Source organism: Streptomyces griseoluteus, from assembly GCF_004784465.1.
In the GTDB taxonomy this organism is placed as follows: Bacteria; Actinomycetota; Actinomycetes; order Streptomycetales; family Streptomycetaceae; genus Streptomyces; species Streptomyces griseoluteus.
The window spans coordinates 1-14,780 of sequence record NZ_SRRU01000017.1 but is presented as its reverse complement, the minus strand read 5'-3'; the positions used below and the strand labels follow the sequence as shown (position 1 = coordinate 14,780).

The 14,780-nt window shown below is 70.0% G+C and carries 12 protein-coding genes; 6 read left to right on the top strand and 6 right to left on the bottom strand.

The window, feature by feature from the left end; genetic code table 11:
- Positions 1 to 104 precede the first annotated feature (104 nt).
- Complete coding sequence (locus E5082_RS31120) at positions 105 to 530, top strand: OsmC family protein (protein ID WP_135794563.1); 426 nt, start codon at positions 105 to 107, stop codon at positions 528 to 530.
- A gap of 55 nt (positions 531 to 585) precedes the next feature.
- Here E5082_RS31120 and E5082_RS31115 read toward each other — a convergent pair whose 3' ends face one another.
- Both E5082_RS31115 and E5082_RS31110 read right to left on the bottom strand, forming a co-directional pair.
- Positions 586 to 1,449 (bottom strand): helix-turn-helix domain-containing protein, encoded by an 864-nt coding sequence (locus tag E5082_RS31115; RefSeq protein WP_135794562.1) that lies wholly within the window; start codon positions 1,447 to 1,449, stop codon positions 586 to 588.
- A gap of 69 nt (positions 1,450 to 1,518) precedes the next feature.
- Positions 1,519 to 3,171, bottom strand: coding sequence for a CocE/NonD family hydrolase (locus E5082_RS31110; protein ID WP_229918847.1), 1,653 nt, complete (start codon positions 3,169 to 3,171; stop codon positions 1,519 to 1,521).
- Between the two features lie 101 nt (positions 3,172 to 3,272).
- On the opposite strand from E5082_RS31110, the gene E5082_RS31105 reads away from it, so the two are divergent.
- Positions 3,273 to 3,992, top strand: coding sequence for a TetR/AcrR family transcriptional regulator (locus tag E5082_RS31105; protein ID WP_229918846.1), 720 nt, complete (start codon positions 3,273 to 3,275; stop codon positions 3,990 to 3,992).
- Between the two features lie 87 nt (positions 3,993 to 4,079).
- Entirely contained in the window at positions 4,080 to 4,823 is a 744-nt protein-coding gene (locus E5082_RS31100) for a class I SAM-dependent methyltransferase (RefSeq protein WP_135794561.1), read from the top strand.
- 115 nt (positions 4,824 to 4,938) lie between these two features.
- Here E5082_RS31100 and E5082_RS31095 read toward each other — a convergent pair whose 3' ends face one another.
- From E5082_RS31095 to E5082_RS31085, 3 genes are all read right to left on the bottom strand, one after another.
- Entirely contained in the window at positions 4,939 to 5,628 is a 690-nt protein-coding gene (locus E5082_RS31095; protein ID WP_135794560.1) for a glycoside hydrolase family 75 protein, read from the bottom strand.
- 82 nt (positions 5,629 to 5,710) lie between these two features.
- Complete coding sequence (locus E5082_RS31090) at positions 5,711 to 6,547, bottom strand: aldo/keto reductase (RefSeq protein WP_135794559.1); 837 nt, start codon at positions 6,545 to 6,547, stop codon at positions 5,711 to 5,713.
- 82 nt (positions 6,548 to 6,629) lie between these two features.
- Positions 6,630 to 8,462 (bottom strand): AMP-dependent synthetase/ligase, encoded by a 1,833-nt coding sequence (locus E5082_RS31085; RefSeq protein ID WP_135794558.1) that lies wholly within the window; start codon positions 8,460 to 8,462, stop codon positions 6,630 to 6,632.
- 456 nt (positions 8,463 to 8,918) lie between these two features.
- On the opposite strand from E5082_RS31085, the gene E5082_RS31080 reads away from it, so the two are divergent.
- Positions 8,919 to 12,533 carry an NACHT domain-containing protein gene (locus tag E5082_RS31080; RefSeq protein WP_135794557.1) on the top strand — a complete coding sequence of 1,205 codons (3,615 nt, stop codon included), beginning with the start codon at positions 8,919 to 8,921 and terminating at the stop codon, positions 12,531 to 12,533.
- Here the strand turns inward: E5082_RS31080 and E5082_RS31075 are convergent.
- Positions 12,530 to 13,399 (bottom strand): LysR substrate-binding domain-containing protein, encoded by an 870-nt coding sequence (locus tag E5082_RS31075; RefSeq protein WP_135794556.1) that lies wholly within the window; start codon positions 13,397 to 13,399, stop codon positions 12,530 to 12,532. The genes E5082_RS31080 and E5082_RS31075 overlap by 4 nt on opposite strands.
- An 85-nt stretch (positions 13,400 to 13,484) precedes the next feature.
- Between E5082_RS31075 and E5082_RS31070 the strand changes: the two genes are divergently transcribed.
- On the top strand, positions 13,485 to 14,546 hold the full coding sequence (locus tag E5082_RS31070; protein WP_135794555.1) for a bile acid:sodium symporter family protein: 1,062 nt from the start codon (positions 13,485 to 13,487) through the stop codon (positions 14,544 to 14,546).
- A gap of 101 nt (positions 14,547 to 14,647) precedes the next feature.
- A partial coding sequence (locus E5082_RS31060; protein WP_244321587.1) for a helix-turn-helix domain-containing protein occupies positions 14,648 to 14,780 on the top strand: 133 nt, incomplete at its 3' end.

Below are 14,780 nucleotides of genomic sequence, written 5' to 3'. Positions count from 1 at the left end.
GCCCACGGAGCGGTCCTCACGGTGCCGTGACCCCGGATGTGATCGGATGGGGGGACGGGGGCAACAGGACCCGGAACACGCAAACACCCGCGAAAGGAACCACCGTGGCCACCACGCGTACCGCACACACGGTCTGGGAAGGCGAACTGCTGTCGGGCAGCGGCACCGTCACCTTCGACTCCTCCGGCATCGGCTCCCAGCCGGTGTCGTGGCCGTCGCGCGCCGAGCAGCCGAACGGCCGCACCAGCCCCGAGGAGCTGATCGCCGCCGCGCACTCGAGCTGCTTCTCCATGGCCCTGTCGCACGGCCTGACCGGCGCCGGCACGCCGCCCACCCGGCTGGAGACCAAGGCCGACGTCACCTTCCAGCCCGGCGAGGGCATCACCGGCATCCACCTCACCGTGCGCGGCGAGGTCCCCGGTCTGGACGCGGAGGGCTTCCGCGCGGCCGCCGAGGACGCCAAGAAGAACTGCCCGGTCAGCCAGGCCCTGACCGGCACCGACATCAGCCTCACGGCCGAGCTGGCCTGAAGCCTGTCGCCTGCCGTTGCGGGCCTCCGGTGCCGCGTCTCGCGCGCGGCACCGGTCACAGGCTCTCGCGGAACTCCCGCAGCAGCTTCTGGGTGCGCTGCGCGGAGGCCGCCCGCGCCGTCATGTGGTCCAGCACCTCCAGGTGCGCGGACACCTCCTCGCGCGAGTCGAGGTAGAGCGCGCCGGTCAGATACTCGGTGAACACCATGTCCGGCAGCTCCCGCTCGGCGAACCGGAACAGGGTGAAGGGGGCGTACGTCCCCGGATGCGGGCCCGCCGCGAACTCCGCGAGCTGAAGAGTGATCCGGTCCCGGTCGGCGTACTCCAGCAGCCGGTCCAGCTGGTCGCGCATCACCTCGGACCGCGTGCTCACCGGGCGCCGCAGCACCGTCTCGTCCATCACGAACCACAGGTGCGGGGCGTCCTCCCGCTCCAGCAGCCGCTGCCGCTCCAGGCGCAGCGCCACATGCCGCTCCACCGTCTCCGCGCCGTGCTGCCCAATGGTCCCGGCCTCCAGCACCGCCCGCGCGTACGCCTCGGTCTGGAGCAGGCCGGGGATGAAGTGGGGCTCGTAGGAGCGGACGAGGCGGGCGGCGCCCTCCAGGCTCACGTACAGGCTGAACCAGTCCGGCAGCACGTCGTGGAAGCGCTGCCACCAGTCCGGCTGGTTGGCCTCCTCGGCCAGCCGCACGAACGCGCAGGCCTCCTCATCACCCACCCCGTACGCGGCCAGCAGCGCCTGCACGTACGGGATCTTCAGCGCGACCTCCGCCGTCTCCATCCGCCGCACGGTCGCGGAGGCCACCCGCAGCACCCGCGCCGCCTCGTCCCGGCTCAGCCCGGTCGACTCCCGCAGCTCCTGCAGCCGCCGCCCGAGCACCACCTGCCCCACCGTGGGCGCGGCCCGCCGCTCACTCACACCCGCCCCTCCCCTCCCCCCGAAGCCTGCGGGCAGTGTGCCACGCACGGGCCGTCCGCACACGGGGGATCAACCAGCCACCGGCGGGCCCGAGTTGGCTGAGTCGGGCAGGTTCAGGGCGGAGTCGGTGTGCAGGGTGAGGTGTATGGGGTGGAAAGCGGTGGCGTCCGCCCGGGGCTCACCGGTGCCGGGATTGCGGGCGTAGCGGGGGTGGGCCCCCGCACTGATCTGCCAGCGGACGCGGTGGCCGGGGGCGAAGCGGTGGGCGGTGGCGCTCATCGGGACGGCGATCCGCGCCGGGGCGTGGGGGGATGCGGTGAGGGTGCCCAGTCCGTCGCACACATTGACGGAGCGCCCCTCGGGGTCCACGTCGCACAGGCGGGTGAAGACGTCGGTGTGGCCGGTGTCGGTGGAGAGGGTCAGGCTCGCGGTCACCGGGCCGATGACGTCGAGAGGTTCGGTCAGCGGGGGACCGGTGAACGTCACGACGTCGGTACGGGCTTCCAGCGGGCGGTTGTCGCGCGGCCCGGCGCCGGGGGAGAGCAGGGGACCGCCCAGGGCCGGGGTGGGGTCCGCCGGGTCGTGGCGGAACGTGGTCAGGGGGGCGGAGTCGGTGGGAGCCTGCCGGGTGAGGTGGCCCTCGCCGGTGGGGTACCAGTAGCCGGCATCCGTGGCCGGTGGCCAGTCGTCCAGGTCCCGCCAGGTGTTATCGCCGCCCATGTGCACGCGCACCACTGTGGGACGCAGTGCGGTGGGGTCGGCGCACAGGTGGGCGCGTAGCCAGGCGAGGGTCTCCGCGAACACCTCGGGCCAGCCCTGCTGGAGGGCGGAGGTGTGGGTCCAGGGGCCGACGAGCAGCGCGGTCTCGCAGCCGGCCCGGCGCAGTCGGGCGTACTGCTCAAGGGTCTGGTCGGCCAGCGCGTCGTGCCAGCCGGTGATCAGACCGGTGGGGACGCGGAGCAGCTCCGACGGTGCCACCGACGATCCGTCCCAGTAGGGGGCCTCGGCGTCCGGGTGGGCCATGACCTCGTCCACCCAGGGCACTTCGGCTCCGAGCGCGGAGACGTACGCACCGCGCAGCGGCCGGGCCATGGTGGCGGCGCGCAGGTGGCGCCGCAGGCGCAGGGCGGCCCGTGCGAAGGGTGCGATCCCCCGGTGCTGGTAGGTCATGCCCAGGCCGACCGTGAGCACGTTCTCCAGGTGCAGCGCGCCGGCCGCGTGAAAGAGGGCGTACGGGTCGTGCAGACCGACCTGCACCACCATCGCCTTCAGCTCCGGCGGCGGATCCAGGGCGAGAGCCCACTGCACATAGCCCAGGTAACTGGGGCCGACGGTGCCCAGCGTGCCGTCGAACCAGGGCTGTTCACGCAGCCACGCCACGGTGGCCCGGCCGTCGGCGGCCTCATTGCGCCACAGGTGGAACGCGCCCCCGGACCCGCCGGTGCCCCGGCAGCTCTGCAGGACCACATGGAAGCCCTGCTCGGCGAAGAGCAGGCCGTACATCGGCGACCAGGGCAGACCCCGGCCGTAGGGGGAGCGGACCAGCAGGGTGGGGAAGTCGCCCTCGGCGAGCGGGAAGTAGTGGTCGGTGAGCAGCGCGCTGCCGTCGCAGCCGGGCACCGCCAGCCCCGGCTCCCAGCCGACGTCGTACCGCTTCGTGGGCAGTCCGCGCCAAGTGGCGCGCATCAGGCGGGCGGACAGCGGTGGTTTTCGGAACGACATGATTCCCCTCCCATTTTCCGTACGGTGTACGAGAATAGAGGATGCTTGGATGACCGTGGAAGGACCGGCCGTTTGCGGATCAGGGAAAGGGGTGCTGGAGCGTGGCTCAGGAGGAGGAAGCCGGTGGAGTGGCGGGCGCCGACCCCGAGCGGCTTTGGCTGCGCCCCGCCGAACCCCGCAGGGGCCGTAAGCCCTCCTTCAGCCGGGACGCGATCACCGAGGCGGCCGTCGCGCTGGCGGACGCGGAGGGGCTCGACGCGGTCAGCATGCGGCGGGTCGCGGGCGCGGTCGGAGCGGGCGTCATGTCGCTCTACAGCTACGCCTCCGACAAGGAGACACTGCTGGACCTGATGGTCGACCAGGTCAGCGCCGAACTGCCCACTTCCGGGCCGCTCACCGGTGACTGGCGAGCCGACCTCAAGGCGATGGCTCACCTCCAGCGTGACCACATGCTGCGCCACCCCTGGCTCCCCGCCGCTCTGGCCACGCACCGCACCCCCGGCCCGCGCGTCCTGGCCTTCCTCGAACACGTCCTGGCCGCCCTGCGCCCCTCCGGACTCGACGGCGCCGGCAGGCTGGAGGTCTTCGCCCAACTCACGGCTTTCGTCGCCGGACACGTCCGTCATGAGCTCGCCCAGACCCAGGGCGCCCGATCCCCCGAACGGGTCGCCGCGGAGGCCCGTTACCTCGCCACGGTCGCCCAGGACGGCCACCATCCCGAACTCGCCGAAGCTCTCTCCGCCCCACGCCGCCCCACCGACCCCGATGCCACCTTCGGTCGCTTCCTCAACCGCCTCGTCGACGGACTGAACACCGACTGATCCGGACCGGCGCCGCCCGCGCGGAGAACCTCGAACTCCCCCTGGAATGAAGGGACATGGCACTCGCGAACGGGCAGACTGAAGTCTGTGCTCGACTACGACAAGGAAGCCGAGTCCTACGACGATCTCCGTGGTGGCGAGCCCCGCGCTCGGGCCGCTGCCCATGCGGTGCTCGGGTTGGTCGGGGAGCGGCAGGGGCGGCTGCTGGACAACGGGTGCGGTACGGGGATCGTGACGCGGTGGATGGCGGGGGAGCGGCCGGGGCTGCGGGTGACCGGCGTTGATCTCACGTCTGCCATGGTCGGCAAGGCCGCCGCTCGGGTACCTGGCGCTGTGGTGCGGGGTGACAGTCGGCAACTGCCTTTCCCCGACGGCGCCTTCGACGTCGTCACCAGTGTCTGGCTGCTCCACCTGCTGGACGATCCGGCGGATCTGCGGGCCGTGCTCGGGGAGTGTGCGCGGGTGCTGCGGCCGGGCGGGACCTATGTGACCACGGTCGACAAGGCGAAGGCGCACGACGTCGGGAGCGACATCGATGCCGTGCTCGGCCCGCGTCCCCGGCGGCCCGCCGCCGACGACCCGGCCAAGGTGGACGCGTATGCCGCCGAGGCCGGAATGGTGAGGACCGGTCAGGCGCGTTTCAGCGGGGTCGGGCAGGGACGCAGTCCGCGCCGGACGATCACGGATCTCCGGCGGGGCTGGTTCACCCTCCTGCCACCCGGTGAGCCCCGTACCGAGGAGTTCGCCGCGCGGCTGGCCCGGCTGCCCGACCAGGACCGTCCCCGCCCGGACCCCGTCTTCACCCTGCACGCCTATCGGCGGTCCGGTTAGCGGTGGTGCCCGGTCACACACCTCGACCGGGCCGACGCGGAGAGCCTGTACCGCCGGGCCGGCCTGTTCGTGCTGAACGCGCGCACCGTCCACACGGCCGTACGCCCCCGCTGAATCAGTTCTCCGCGAGGAACTGCCGGGCCAGCCGGTCGCCGAGGGCGACCGCCGCCTCATGGCTCTCGACGGGGGAGACCCGCGAGTCCTTGAACAGGATGTACGTCACCCCGGACTCGGCGCCCCCGGTCGCCGGGTCCGGGTCGATGCCCAGTGCCTCGGCGGTCGCGTACGACGCCTCGCCGATGATCTCCTTGGGGCCGGTGTCCCCGACGACGGCGTACTCCACCTGATCACCGTGGATGACGGCGACCACTCCGCCACCGCCGATGCCGGCCGCCGTGTGGTCCCACAGGGCGCTCTTGCCGGGCACCACCACGTACGGCAGCGCGTCGGCGCGCAGGGGCTTGCCGTCGGACTGGTGGAACGCGGTGTCGTCCTGGTACCAGGGGTCGCGGTCCTCGTTGCAGCGGGTCGTGCGCTGACCGTCGCAGTCCACGTCCAGGTCGGCCTGCCAGAACACCGCGCCCTTCAGCCCGCACACCGGGACGGTCGGGGCGCTCCCGGCGTCGGTGCGGTACAGGCCGTCGGAGATCCGGTCGCACGTCCGTACCTTCGCCAGCAGGTCGGCCGCGGGGACCGTGCCCTCCCGCGCCCGCCTCGGCGCGTCACCGTGGGCGGCGGCCAGGGCCGTGGCGCAGAGCAGGACGGTCCCGGCGGCGGTGGCGAGACCCAGTGGACGAAGACGCACGGCGCGGAGCCTTTCCCGGTGAAGCGGCGCACAGGGCCGCCCGCCTCCGGAACGGGACGGGCGGCCCTGGGACGCGGAGGTGTCAGACCATGTCGAACGTGGCCGGGTCGGGACCCAGCCGCTTGTCCTCGTTCAGCGCGCCGATGGCGGCGAGGTCCTCGTCGTCCAGGCTGAAGTCGAACACCTCGATGTTCTCCTTGATCCGCGACGGCGTCACGGACTTCGGGATGACGATGTTGCCGAGCTGGATGTGCCAGCGGAGCACCACCTGCGCGGGCGTACGCCCGTGCTTGCGGGCGATGGCGACGATCGCCGGGACCTCCAGCAGACCCTTGCCCTGGCCGAGCGGCGACCACGCCTCGGTGGCGATGCCCTGCTCGGCGTCGAACTCCCGCGCCGCGCGCTGCTGGAGCTGCGGGTGCAGCTCGATCTGATTGACCGCGGGAACGACGGACGTCTCCGCGATCAGCCGCTCCAGGTGCTCGGGCAGGAAGTTGGACACGCCGATCGCGCGGACGCGGCCGTCGGAGTACAGCTTCTCGAACGCCTTGTAGGTGTCGATGTAGTTGTCCCGCGCGGGCAGCGGCCAGTGGATCAGGTAGAGGTCGAGGTAGTCGAGACCGAGCTTCTCCAGCGACGTGTCGAAGGCCCGCAGGGTGGACTCGTACCCCTGGTCGCTGTTCCAGAGCTTGGTGGTGACGAAGAGGTCCTCACGGGGCACGCCGGACGCGGCGATGGCCTTGCCGGTGCCCTCTTCGTTGCCGTAGATCGCCGCGGTGTCGATGCTGCGGTACCCGGTCTCCAGTGCCGTGGTGACCGCGCTCTCCGCCTCGTCGTCCGGGACCTGCCAGACGCCGAAGCCGAGCTGGGGCATCTCGACACCGTTGTTGAGGATGATCGGGGGGACCTTGCTGCTCACGAGCCTGTGATCCTTCGGTTGTGGACAGGTGCTTCACCCATCGTCAACGATCACGGCCCGGTCCGCATTCCAGACGGCGGGATCAGGACCGGTAGAGGGCTTCCACCTCGCGCTCGTACGCCTTCTCGATCGCCTTCCGCTTCAGCTTCAGCGACGGCGTCAGCAGCCCGTGCTCCTCCGTGAACGGCTGGGCCAGGATGCGGAACGTACGGATCGACTCGGCCTGCGAGACCAGCGTGTTCGCGGCGACCACCGCCCGGCGCACCTCCGTCTCCAGGTCGGCGTCGCGCACCAGCTCGGCCGGGGTGGGCCGGGGCTTGCCGCGCATCTGGAGCCAGTGGTCGACGGCGTCCTGGTCCAGAGTGACCAGCGCCGCGATGTACGGGCGGTCGTTGCCGACGACGATGCACTGGTTGACCAGCGGATGGTCCCGCACCCGCTCCTCCAGCACACCGGGGGAGACGCTCTTGCCGCCGGAGGTCACGAGGATCTCCTTCTTGCGGCCGGTGATGGTCAGGTAGCCGTCCTCGTCCAGCGAGCCCAGGTCGCCGGTGGCGAGCCAGCCGTCGTGCAGGGTCTCGTCGGTCGCCTTGGGGTTGTTGAGGTAGCCCTGGAAGACGTTCCCGCCGTGCAGCCAGACCTCGCCGTCGTCGGCGACGTGCACCGTCACACCGGGGATGGCCTGGCCGACGGTGCCGTAGCGGGTCCGCTCGGGCGGGTTGGCGGTGGCGGCGGCCGTCGACTCGGTCAGGCCGTAGCCCTCGTAGATCTGTACGCCGGCGCCCGCGAAGAACAGGCCGAGGCGGCGGTCCATCGCCGAACCGCCCGACATCGCGTTGCGGATACGGCCGCCCATCGCCGCGCGGACCTTGGAGTACACCAGCTTGTCGAAGAGCTGGTGCTGCATCCTGAGGCCCGCCGAGGGGCCGGGGCCGAGGCCCCATGCCTTGGCCTCCAGCGCTTCGGCGTACTTCACGGCCACCTCGACAGCCTTCTCGAAGGGCGCCGCCTTGCCGTCCTTCTCCGCCTTGCGCCGGGCCGCGTTGAACACCTTCTCGAAGATGTACGGCACCGCCAGGATGAACGTCGGCCGGAACGCCGCGAGGTCCGGCAGCAGGGCGGCCGCGTGGAGCTGCGGCTGGTGCCCGAAGCGGACCCGGCCCCTGAGCGCCGCGACCTCCACCATGCGGCCGAACACATGGGCCAGCGGCAGGAACAGCAGGGTGGACGCCTCGTCGCCCTTCTTCGAGTGGAACACCGACTCCCAGCGGCGGATCACCGTGTCGGCCTCGAACATGAAGTTGCCGTGCGAGAGGACGCAGCCCTTGGGGCGGCCCGTGGTGCCCGAGGTGTAGATGATGGTGGCGGTCGAGTCCGGGGTGACCGCCTTGCGGTGCCGGTGCACCACCTCGTCGTCCAGGTGCGCCCCGGCGTCGTACAGCTCCCGCACGCAGTTGGCGTCGAGCTGCCAGAGCTGGCGCAGGCGGGGGAGGCGGCCGATGACCGTGGCGATCGTCATCGCGTGGTCCTCGTGCTCCACCACCGCGGAGGTGACCTCGGCGTCGTGCAGCATCCAGAAGCACTGCTCGGCGGAGGAGGTGGGGTAGACGGGCACCACCTGGGCACCGATCGTCCACAGCGCGAAGTCGAAGAGGGTCCACTCGTAGCGGGTGCGGGACATGATGGCGACCCGGTCGCCGAAGCGGACGCCCTGGGCGAGCAGGCCCTTGGCGAGGGCGACGACCTCGTCCCGGAACTCGGCGGCGGTCACGTCCCGCCACCGCCCCTGATCGTCCTTGCGGCCGAGTGCGATGTGCAGGGGGTCGGTGCGCGCGTTGTCGAAGACGGCGTCGGCCAGGCCACCCACCGGCGGCTCCGACGTCACTTCCGTCACAGGGTTGGTGAACTCGCGCAAACCTCGCTCCCCCTTGCTCGCTCTTCCTCGCTCCTCCGTCACGGACCCGGGACGCTCCGCACAGCGCCGTGAAAGCTACCCCACCGAATGGCCGGATGGGAGGGGTCCGGAAACCGGCCAAACCTCACGTACCTCACGCACACCACCCGGAAAATCCCCGCACATGCGGAAGGGCCGGACACGATACTGACGGGTCGGTACGTACCCCGGTCGTAATCTCCACCGAATCTGTACGGGCCGGTCACGGGGTGGGGGGTGGCGGAAAGGGCGCGAGAAGGCTGTCGGTCACTGCCACAAGAGCGCTGGGCCAATATGCGCCATCGGTCCCCTCCTGAACCCCTCAGCCGCCTCGCCGGTCCCAGTGGCCGACGTGCCGTTCACCGCAGTGGCGGGTATCTTCGTTGAGCTGTGCTGGGGTAAGGCCGGGGTGGGCTTCGGGGGGACAGGGGGGCAGCGATGCCGGTGGCGGAGATCGTGACGGCGGCGTTCGGAATCGCGGGGAAGGTGGCGGCGAAGCCGGCCGCGGACGCGGCACTGCGAAAAGAGCTGATAGTCAAGGCCCTGAAGAAACTCCACCTCGATCCGCATGTGCCGCCGCAGGACTTCGACACGCTGTACGCCTACACGCTGATCGAGTACGGCGTCGGCTGTTCCGTGTCGGTGCCCGCCCTCTTCCGGGACGAGTACGTGATCGAGGCGTTCCGGCGCTCCTTCGAGGCCGGTGACTGGGACCTGCTGCGTGCGGAGGTGGCGAACGCTGTCGAACGCGGGCGGCAAACCGCCGAGTTCGGGCATCTGGACCACAACTTCGCCGAGACGCACGTCGACGGTTTCGTGACAGCGTTCCAGGGACTGGTGGACCGCAGCCGCGCGCCCCACGAGACTCGCATGGAACGCAAGCTGGACGAGTTGCTGGAGCGGGTCAGCCACACACGGGACGAGGAGGAGAACCATCGGGCCCGCACCGAGCCTGGCCGTGCCGACCTCTCGCCGGCTGCGCGCCTCATGCGGGACGTCTCGGACTGGTTCGTCGCGGTGGGGTACGAGATCCGGCGTACCTGGGAGACCGGCCACGACACCGTGGCACTGCTCGTCGACGTACCCCAGCGCCGCCCTGGTCGTTTTGACCGTACGGTAATGCTCTGTGTGGAGGGGGAACTGGCCCCGCATCACGTCAACCTCCTCGACCAACTCGTCACTGACGAGGGGGCGCGCGAGGGATGGGGTCTGGCGCAGATGCGGGTCAGCAAGGCGGCCCGGCAGCGCGCGGAAGGCAGCGGGGACCGCCTGTTCTGCTACACATTCGACGAACTAGTGGAGCTGGAGGCCGACTTCGAGCCGTACATCGCTTGGGTCGAACAAGAGGTGCGCCGTCGGGGCATCGACACGAGGTACGTCCCTCTGTCCTGCCAGAAGGATGAAATCGACCCGGCGACCCAACAGCCGCTTGACACCAGTGTCTACGACTGGCGAGAGGGCGGCCTGGACGACTACGTCGCTGGCTGGCTGGAAGACCCGGCGAAGAAGCACCTGTCCCTGCTGGGCGAGTTCGGCATGGGCAAGTCCTGGTTCGCGCTGCACCTGGCCGGCGAGATGGCGCGCGGCTGGCAGGATGCCCGCCGCAAGGGCCTGCCCCGCCCACGCATCCCCCTGCTGATCCCGCTTCGGGACTATGCCAAGCAGACCTCCGTGGAAGCGCTGCTGTCGGAGTTCTTCTTCAACAAGCACAAGATCAACCTGCGCAGCTACGACGTCTTCCGCGTCCTGAACCGGATGAGTCGGCTGCTTCTGATCTTCGACGGCTTCGACGAGATGGCGGCGCGGGTCGACTACAACACCGTCGTCGCCAACTTCTGGGAGCTGGCCCGGGCGGTGGAACCGGGCGCCAAGGTGCTGCTGAGCAGCCGCACGGAACACTTTCCAGACGCCCGGGTCGCGCGTGACCTCTTCGGTGCCAAGGCTTCGGCCTCGGTGCGGAAAGAAGAGGGGCCGACCTTCGAGATCGTTGAGCTGGTGCCCTTCGACGACGAGCAGATCGAGCTGATGCTCGGGCACGTCCTCACAGAGGACAAGGTTCGCATGGTGATGGGCCACGACGAGGTGCGTAAGCTCATGAAGCGCCCCTTGATGTCGGAACTGGTGATAGATGCGCTGCCCGAGATCGAGCGGGGCGCGGAGATCGATCTGGCGCGCATCTATATGTACGCAATCCAGCGCAAGATGGACCGCGATATCAAGGAAGAGCGGACCTTTACCTCACGTGCCGACAAACTGTACTTCCTGTGCGAGTTCGCCTGGGAGATGCTGTCCAGCAACCGGCTCACCCTCAACTACCGTGACTTCCCATCCCGGTTGAAAGCATGGTTCGGCGGAGCCGTGCGGAGCTCCAAGGACCTGGACTACTGGGAACAGGACATGCGAAACCAGAGCATGCTGGTCCGCAACGCGGAGGGGGACTACGGCCCCTCCCACAAGTCGCTGCTGGAGTTCCTGGTGGCGTTCAAGTTCGCGGCGGAACTCGGTCTGTTGAGCGGGGACTTCCTGGACTTGATTCCTGGTTCCGGAAACGCGGACGGAGAGTCGTACACCTGGTCGCAGTACTTCGAAGGCCGCTCCCAGAACGGACTGCTGCCGCCGCTGGCCACCTTCGTGCCGGAGCCGCTCCATGCCCTCGCCTTGAACTTCGGTGCACTCGAACCCAATACGGTGGTGTACCAGTTCCTCGCAGCGATGGTGCGTCTGCACCCAGACTTTCACGGGCGGCTGCTGGAGGTCATGCGGCAGACGAGGGGACACGAGCCGTTGAGCGGAGTGCTCGCGGGGAACTGCGCCAACCTCGTGCTCGCGGCAGGCGGCACCCTGGCGGGCGAAGACCTGTCGGGGCTCTGCCTCAGCGGCTTCACGCCGACCATCTTCGCGTCCGGCGCGCCTCTGACAGGCACAGTGTTGCGGAACTGCGATCTGATCCAGGTCCCTTTGGCGGGTGTCGATCTGACGGGGGCTGACCTGACGGGTGCCAGCTTCGGTCCTGGAGTTTTGGAAGACGCCATGGTTTGGCGCGGTGGACTGGTGCATGACCGTGGCTCGGTGGTGATGGGCGCATCTGCCGAAACCTGGTGTTGGCCGGATGGAAACGTCGCCGGGCGGCGGCTGGTGTTCCCTGGCAGGCCGGATACAGAAGATGTTTTTGGCTGTGACCTCGTTTTGTGGGACGAGGAGAAGTGGGCGCTCCTGAGCGGTAGCGACTGGTTGCTCGTGGACGCCGGGACGGGGGAGGTCACCGGTTCCGTGAAGCACGCACGGCTGCCCGTGTGGTGGCGGGGGCGCGCGGTCACGTGTGACTGGGACTGGGCGCAGCTCACGATCATCGATCCCTTGTCCCAGGAGGTGATCGACACGGTTCCCGTGCCCGACTCCGAGCCCAGTGACAGCAGCGAAACTGTCTTCCAGCCCGGAAGGGGCGGTGTGAGCCTGCTGAGGATCAACACGCGCGGGGTCCGTCACCAGATTTGCGATCAGCCGGGGCCACAAGCTTGGCGCACTGTGACGGAGGCCAAGATCGATCTGTCCGAGGGCTGGCGTAGTGCCGGGACGGACGAAGAGTGTTGGATCAAGGGTGACAAGCTGTTCGCCGCGTCCGACGGCTACGCCACTTACGTTGCCCTGTCCGCAGAGGGCGTCTCACTTCCCGGCCCGCTCCTGGGCGCGGGCCCCACTTTCACGTTCCGGGCGGAGTCGGGCATGGCGGCGCTGGCTACGACCATAGGGGTGCACGCTTGGAGGTTGGTCGAGGATGGGGTCCTGCGGAACTGGGAGGATGCGAGCGCGCGTTGGCAACTCCCCAGCATCCCTGGCGGCGTGAGCGCACTGTGGAGCTCGCCCGCTGGCGACCGCCTGGTCGTCCTGCACACGATGGGTGAACTCACCGTCCATGATTTCCGCACCGGCGAGATCCTCTCCCGCAACATGCTCACCACCCGGCTAAAGGGCACTCGCTTCTCCCGGGGATGCGGATTCGATGAGCCCACGCTCGACGCCATCACCCGCGCCGGAGGTGTCGTCGTCGATTAGCCGCCTCGCCGGCGCAACCTCTCCCCGCCCGCCAGGATCGCCGCCGCCAGTGCGTTCGCCGCGTCCTCCGTCGCGCCCCTCGCGCGGGCGTGGGTCAGGGTGAAGTCGACCTTGCCGAGGTCCGGGAGGCCGGCGCGTTCGGGGACGCGGGTCAGGCCCGGGGGGATGAGGTGGCGGGAGTGGGCCATCACGCCCAGTCCGGCTCGGGCGGCTGCGATCAGGCCGTTGAGGCTGCCGCTGGTGCAGACGATTCGGTACGGGCGGGAGTGGGCTTCCAGGGTTTCAAGGGCGCGGGCCCGCGTGATGCCCGGCGGCGGGTAGACGATCAGCGGGACCGGGCGGTCCGGGTCCAGGCGGAGGCGGTCCGTGCCGATCCAGACCAGGTCGTCGCGCCAGACCAGGCGGCCACGCGGGTCCTCGGGGCGGCGCTTGGCGAGGACCAGGTCCAGCTTGCCCTCGGCGAGGCGCTCGTGGAGCGTGCCGGACAGCTCCACCGTCAGTTCGAGGTCGACCTCGGGGTGGTCGTAGCGGAAGCCCTCCAGGATCTCCGGGAGGCGGGTCAGCACGAAGTCCTCCGAGGCGCCGAACCGCAGCCGCCCCCGCACGCGCGGTCCGGAGAAGTACGCCGCAGCCTGCTCCTGCACCTCCAGCAGCCGCCGCGCGAACCCGAGCATCGCCTCGCCGTCGCCGGTCAGCTCCACCGAGTGGGTGTCCCGCGTGAACAACTGGCGCCCCGCCGCCTCCTCCAGCCTGCGCACATGCTGGCTCACCGTCGACTGCCGCAGCCCCAGCCGCCGCGCGGCCTGCGTGAAGCTGAGCGTCTGCGCCACCGCGAGGAACGTACGCAGGTGCGTGGGGTCGTACATGGCGACAGCCTAGCTCGGTCATCACGACACGCGATCGCAGTCAGAGCGGTATGCCGGATTCCGTGATCGGCGCCGACCAGGCACGATGGAGATCGTCCGCCCCACCGAGACGCTACGGAGCCCTGTGAAACGCCGGCTGCCCATCGACCCGTACATCGCGCTGCTCCTCGGCACGGTGGGCCTGGCCGCGCTGCTGCCCGCGCGGGGCGTCGCCGCCGACGTGGCCTCCGGCGCCTCCACGGCAGCCATCGCGTTCCTGTTCTTCCTCTACGGCGCCCGCCTCTCCACCCGCGAGGCGATGGGCGGCCTGCGCCACTGGCGGCTCCACCTCACCGTCCTGGCCTGCACCTTCGTCGTCTTCCCGCTCCTCGGGCTGGCCGCGCGCGGACTGGTCCCGGCGCTGCTGACCCAGCCGCTCTACCAGGGGCTGCTGTTCCTCACCCTGGTCCCGTCGACCATCCAGTCCTCCATCGCCTTCACCTCCATCGCGCGCGGCAACGTCCCCGCCGCCATCTGCGCCGGCTCCTTCTCCTCCCTCGTCGGCATCGTCGTCACCCCGCTGCTCGCCGCCGTCCTGCTGGGCAACTCCGGCGGCGGCTTCTCCGCCGACTCGCTGCTGAAGATCGTGCTGCAACTGCTGGTGCCGTTCCTCGCCGGGCAGCTTTTGCGGCGCTGGATCGGCGGCTTCGTCGCCCGGCACAAGAAGGTGCTCGGCCTGGTCGACCGGGGCTCGATCCTGCTGGTCGTCTACACCGCGTTCAGCGAAGGCATGGCCCAGGGCATCTGGCACCAGGTGAGCGCTCCGCGGCTCGGCGCGCTGCTCCTGGTGGAGGCCGTCCTGCTCGCCGTGATGCTCACGCTGACCTGGTACGGCGCGCGGGCGCTCGGCTTCGACCGGGGTGACCGCATCGCCATCCAGTTCGCCGGGTCGAAGAAGTCCCTCGCCTCCGGACTCCCCATGGCCGGCGTGCTGTTCGGCGCCCACGCCTCCCTCGCCGTACTGCCGTTGATGCTCTTCCACCAGATGCAGCTCATGGTCTGCGCGGTCATCGCCAAGCGCCGCGCCCGCGACCCCGAGGAATCCCCGGCCCCGCAGGCCCAGGTGCCCCGGCCGCGGGTGAGGCAGGACGGTCACGGCGCCCCCTAGGTGTATTGATCACGGGCGTTGTTAACAGGGCTGGGTCTTGATCATGGCGAAGACCTCCGGTGTGGTGGAGCTGTCTAGGACTGCACCGCACGGAGGTCTTCGTGTCTCACCGTAATGCCCGGCTGACCGTTCACGGCAGACGGATCCTGGTCGAACGCGTCCTGTCCGGCCGTCCCGTCGCGCATGTGGCGGCCGAGATGGGCATATCGCGGCCCACCGCGCACAAGTGGATCC